At 35.5% G+C, this 2563-nt stretch carries 3 protein-coding genes and 1 tRNA gene; all 4 read left to right on the top strand.

The features are described 5' to 3' along the window. A partial coding sequence (locus MUP17_12805; GenBank protein MCJ7459847.1) for a hypothetical protein occupies positions 1-187 on the top strand: 187 nt, incomplete at its 5' end. Positions 188-674: 487 nt separating this feature from the next. Then, positions 675-1106 (top strand): hypothetical protein, encoded by a 432-nt coding sequence (locus MUP17_12800; protein ID MCJ7459846.1) that lies wholly within the window; start codon positions 675-677, stop codon positions 1104-1106. Between the two features lie 117 nt (positions 1107-1223). Further along, positions 1224-1292: transfer RNA gene (locus tag MUP17_12795), tRNA-OTHER, on the top strand. Between the two features lie 375 nt (positions 1293-1667). Continuing rightward, a complete protein-coding gene (locus tag MUP17_12790; GenBank protein MCJ7459845.1) occupies positions 1668-2234 on the top strand; it encodes an NYN domain-containing protein in 567 nt (188 codons plus the stop codon). The last annotated feature ends 329 nt before the right edge of the window (positions 2235-2563 follow it).

Raw genomic sequence — 2563 nt, 5'->3', positions numbered from 1 at the left:
TCTCACCTCCAGAGGAACCATAAGGGATTATATGCTCTGCCTCGGCTTATTTTTAGACACTGGAGGAAAAGACACCTACTCCAAGCCTTTTGCCAAGGACAGCACCATCTGGACTCAAAAGGGGTTGAATACTGAAAAACCTCTGGAGGCGGAGAAGGGGGCGGGGCTGGATGGTGAATATAAGTGAAATCAGTTTATAAACTTAACATCTTGTCTTCGTATAATTTATTGCAGAGCAAGTACTTTGCCTGGATAGTTTTTGAAAAAAAGACTGGTAGTGTCCTAATTTAAAATCCACAATTTCTAATGCACTAAAATTGTGCATAAGATATGGATATAACAATATTATATTATAATATAATATAATATATTGTAATATAATCCTCCTTCTTGAGCAAGGATACTTCGCCTATTTACTTATAGTCCAATGACTTATAGTGTGATATCTTCTATTGCACACTTGAAAGTATTATTCCTTCCTACAGAAGGATGGAGATTTCCTTCCTTAGAAAGGATAAAATCCTCCCATTGTAATCCATAAACGTTTTTTAAAAATAAGTTTTTTTTACTTGACAAAATTAATTTAACCATTATATTAAAATTATCTCAAACAATGAGACCATTAGAAGCGTCAAATATTTTAGATGAACCTTAATGAAAGGTGGTGAGATTAAATGACCAGAGAAGATGATAATATTGAGATTGCAAAAGAATCGTTAAGAGCAGAAAGACGACGTATTGAGGCAATGATTAAGAAATTAGAAGAAGATGTTTCAATTATTAAAAAGGCAGAAGACCTTTTATCTCCACAATCTACTCAAATTACTATGTTGGGAGAAAAGTCAGATGTTAAGGAATCACAGAGATTTCTTAATATGGCACCTACTGAAGCTATATTAATAGTCTTGAAAGATAGGACAGATAAGTGGTGGGAGCCATTACAGATTTCTGCTGAATTAGTTGCTGGTGGATTCAAAACGAAAGCTGAGAGTTTACACAATACTGTATCTGCAACTCTTTTTAGGTTGGCAAATGAAGGGAAACTTGAAAGGCGACAACGTGGCAAAAGAAAATCTGTGTTTAGAATTAAACAAGGAGAACAATAAGAAAAGCGAAGTGTTGGCTTCGCTTTTCTTGAATGCCCTGCTACAGCAATGAATAGCTGACGGCTTTCGTAAGCTGGTCGTCCCCGTTCAATTCGGGGGCAGGGCGAAACTACATTTGGGGGAGAAGCTGGTGCTTAGCCTCGGCTTATCATCCACGGGCTTTCGGTTCGATTCCGAACTCCTCCACTCTAAAAACTTTAAACCTTGGAAGCCCCGCTCTCCGCAAAGACAACAGGACTCCCGCAACCATAGTCCTTGCAGACTACGGCAGACTACTATAATATATCGACAGTTTCAATCTTTGTCAAGTAAAAAATTGTCGTTGGTCTGCATAGACTTAGAAAGGCAGACCAACAATGAATACGTTACCAATGAACAAAAAGTTATTAATATTATCGTCACTTGTAGAGGGAAACAGTATAAGAAGCATTGAAAGAATTACAGGCGTTCACAGGGACACAATTTTAAAGCTTATGAAAAGCATTGGGTTTAAATGTCAAAAGATTCTTAATAATTCTATGCAAAACCTTAACTGCAAAGAAATTGAATAAAGGAGAAAGAATGAGTAAAACACTTGTTTGCATTGATATGGCTAATTTATACTATTATTTGGAGAAAAAAGGCTGGACAGTAGATTGGGCGAAATTTAAGACATATTTAACAAGTCTTTACGGAGAAATAATATTCATTTTTTATGAAGGTATTAGATGTGCACCTCATTTTATGCAAAAGAATCCAGGAGCTTCTTGGTCAGATTATCATAAAGAAGTAAAGGACAAAATACAATACTTTAGGAAATTAAAGGAAATGGGATTTATTATAGAAACGAAATACACGAATCATATTCCCGCTCCCTTCCCAAAGAAACCCAAAAATAAATGCAATTTTGATGTTGAGATCACTATAGATGCCCTATCAAGAATTGATAGTTTTGAAAGATTTATTTTGTGTAGTGGTGATGGAGACTTCTTAAGGCTGATTGACCATCTGAACCTGAAACAGAAAAAGACTCTTTTAATCTATCCAAAAGATCGAACTTCAGACAAACTAAAACATAGCACAACTGAAAAATCTTTTTCTTTAGGAAGTATAAAAGAGATAGTTAAGGAACAAGTCATACCCACATAAAAAAAATCAGGGTCGGCTTTCGCCGACCCCATTCGCCTTGGATTGCTCCTTGGCTTCCGTCATTAATCTACTATACTATACGTATATTTCGGCATTTGTCAAGAAAAAAATTACAAAAATTTGAGAATTTTTTTGATATTTGCACAAATTTTGTGCAACGACCTATAAAATCAAATTAGGACACTACCAAAAAAAGACTTGACAAGTTCGGTCAATTGAGGTAAATTAGTATTGGTTTAAAAGCTCTTTTCTTTGACAATTTTGCGCTACAGATAGTATTGTAGGTAAAGAAAAACCCTTAAAAGGCCAAAGGAGGCGAAACAGATGAC

Source organism: Candidatus Zixiibacteriota bacterium (assembly GCA_022865345.1).
In the GTDB taxonomy this organism is placed as follows: Bacteria; Zixibacteria; MSB-5A5; order MSB-5A5; family RBG-16-43-9; genus RBG-16-43-9.
This window is presented reverse-complemented; position numbering and strand designations above follow the sequence as displayed.

Bases quoted from the DNA above. Each gene is read 5' to 3' on its own strand.
- MUP17_12800 (MCJ7459846.1), top strand. From the start codon at position 675: ATGACCAGAGAAGATGATAATATTGAGATTGCAAAAGAATCGTTAAGA.
- MUP17_12790 (MCJ7459845.1), top strand. From the start codon at position 1,668: ATGAGTAAAACACTTGTTTGCATTGATATGGCTAATTTATACTATTAT.